The 2,430-nt window shown below is 74.2% G+C and carries 3 protein-coding genes; all 3 read right to left on the reverse strand.

What is annotated here, in order from left to right:
• Window positions 1-503: PadR family transcriptional regulator (locus DZG00_RS14560; RefSeq protein ID WP_147360028.1), on the reverse strand; the 503-nt coding region annotated here is incomplete at its 3' end.
• 127 nt (window positions 504-630) lie between these two features.
• On the reverse strand, window positions 631-1,626 hold the full coding sequence (gene lipA / locus DZG00_RS14565) for a lipoyl synthase (RefSeq protein WP_199688999.1): 996 nt from the start codon (window positions 1,624-1,626) through the stop codon (window positions 631-633).
• Window positions 1,623-2,327, reverse strand: coding sequence for a lipoyl(octanoyl) transferase LipB (lipB, locus tag DZG00_RS14570; protein WP_119383096.1), 705 nt, complete (start codon window positions 2,325-2,327; stop codon window positions 1,623-1,625). The genes lipA and lipB overlap by 4 nt, the downstream gene beginning before the upstream one ends.
• Window positions 2,328-2,430 lie beyond the last annotated feature (103 nt).

Raw genomic sequence — 2,430 nt, forward strand, 5'->3', positions numbered from 1 at the left:
TGCGCCGGGGTGCCCGTGCGCTGCACCTGCGCCGCGGCCTGGGCGAGCGAGAGGCCGGCCTTGGGGAGGGCGGAGCGGTCGTGGCGGTCGTGCGCGTCGTGCCCGTGCGCGTCGGCGTCGGCCCACGGGGCGGTGATGCCGTCGTGCGCGACAGCGGCGCGGCCCGCCTCGGTGAGCGCGTGGACCTTGCGGCCGTCGGTGGTCTCGGCCGCGATGAGGCCCTCGTCGGCGAGGAGCTGGAGGGTGGGGTAGACCGCTCCGGCGTTCGGGGTCCACGCGCCGTTCGTGCGCTCGCCGATCTCATGGATGATCCGGTAGCCGTGCATGGGCTCCTCGGCGAGGAGCGCGAGCACCGCGTGGCGCACGTCGTGCGGACCGGCGCCGTGGCCGGCCGGGGCTCCGTCGCGCTTCTCGAACCTGGCGCGCAGCGACTCCATCGCCTGCCACACGCCGTCGGCGGCGTCTCCGAATGCGGATCCTGCGGTGGGGGTCGATGCGGCCATGACGAGCTCCTTGCTGTGGGACGTGCGCGGTGGATCCGACGATAGGGCGCGCACCTGGCCGTGGACCCCGGAGGAGCCCGTTCGTCAGCGACCCGACAGGTCCGCGCGCCGGGAGGAGCGAGCGGGATCAGCCGACGGCCTGCGCGAAGCCGCGCGACGGGTCGGCGAGGTGGTCGAGGCCCGCGGGCAGGGCGCGCCCCTTCGCGGCCATCGACTGCGCCCACAGCCGTCCCGCGCGGTACGACGAGCGCACGAGCGGGCCGGCGAGGACGCCGAGGAACCCGATCGCCTCGGCTTCCGCCTTGATCGCCACGAACTCCTCCGGGCGCACCCAGCGGTCGACCGGCAGATGCCGCGGGCTCGGGCGCAGGTACTGCGTGACGGTGATGATGTCGCAGCCCGCGTCGTGCAGGTCCCGCAGCGCCTCCGACACCTCCTCGCGGGTCTCGCCCATCCCGAGGATGAGGTTGGACTTCGTGATGAGGCCCGCGTCGCGCGCCTGCGTGATCACGTCGAGCGAGCGCTCGTACCGGAACGCGGGGCGGATGCGCTTGAAGATCCGCGGCACCGTCTCCACGTTGTGCGCGAAGACCTCGGGGCGGGAGGAGAAGACCTCGGCGAGGAGGTCCGGGTTCCCGGAGAAGTCGGTGGCGAGGATCTCGACGCCCGTGCCGGCGTTGTCGGCGTGGATCCGGCGCACGGTCTCCGCGTGCAGCCAGGCGCCCTCGTCGGGCAGGTCGTCGCGCGCGACGCCCGTGACCGTCGCGTAGCGGAGGCCCATGCGGCGCACGGAGTCGGCGACGCGGCGCGGCTCGTCGGTGTCGTAGTCGGCGGGCTTGCCGGTGTCGATCTGGCAGAAGTCGCATCGGCGCGTGCACTGGGATCCGCCGATGAGGAACGTGGCCTCGCGGTCCTCCCAGCACTCGTAGATGTTGGGGCAGGCGGCCTCCTGGCAGACGGTGTGCAGGTCCTCCGTCTTCACGAGCTGCTGGAGCGCCTGGTACTCGGGCCCCATGCGGGCCGTCGTCTTGATCCACTCGGGCTTCTTCTCGATGGGGGTCTCGGCGTTGCGGACCTCGAGGCGGAGCATGCGGCGTCCGTCGGGCGCGGCGGCGGCGCTCATGCGCGGGCCCCGACGGTGACGGAGGAGAGGGGAGCGGTGGCGGGCATGGCGGATCCGTTCGAGGAGAGGGCGCGCACCAGGTGCGGCCGGAGGAGGGGGACGACGTCGGCCGGCGTGACCGTGCGGTCGAGGACGCGGCTGATGGAGGTGACGCCGGCGTCGCGGATCCCGCACGGCACGATGCGGTCGTAGGCGCCGAACGCGTTGCTGCAGTTGAGCGCGAAGCCGTGCATGGTGACGCGCTCGGCGACGCGGACGCCGATGGCCGCGACCTTCTCGTCGCGGGGCGAGCCGTCGGGCCCGGTGCCGCGGATCCAGACGCCCGAGCGGCCGTCGACGCGGCACGACGCGATGCCGAGGTCGGCGAGGAGGGCGATGAGCGCGTCCTCGAGGCGGCGCACATGGGCCACGACGTCGAGGGGCTCGGGCAGCCGCACGATCGGGTAGCCGACGAGCTGGCCGGGCCCGTGCCAGGTGATGCGACCGCCGCGGTCCACGTCGATGACCGGCGTGCCGTCGCGCGGCCTGTCCGCCGGCTCGGTGCGTCTCCCCGCGGTGTACACCGAGGGGTGCTCGAGGAGGATGACGGTGTCCTGCGCCCGGCCCGCGACGACGTCGGCATGCAGGGCACGCTGACGCTCGAGGGCCTCGATGTACGGCACGGAGTTGGCGCTTAGCCCCGTGACGACGATGTCGACCACGCGGCCAGTGTAGGCGCACGTCCCGCGGGCGCCGCCGGTCGGGTCGGCGGGCGGCGCGCCGCGGGGCGCCCCGCGTTGCCCGGCGACGCGGGGGAGCGGAGGA

This window comes from Clavibacter lycopersici (assembly GCF_003576405.1).
GTDB lineage: Bacteria > Actinomycetota > Actinomycetes > Actinomycetales > Microbacteriaceae > Clavibacter > Clavibacter lycopersici.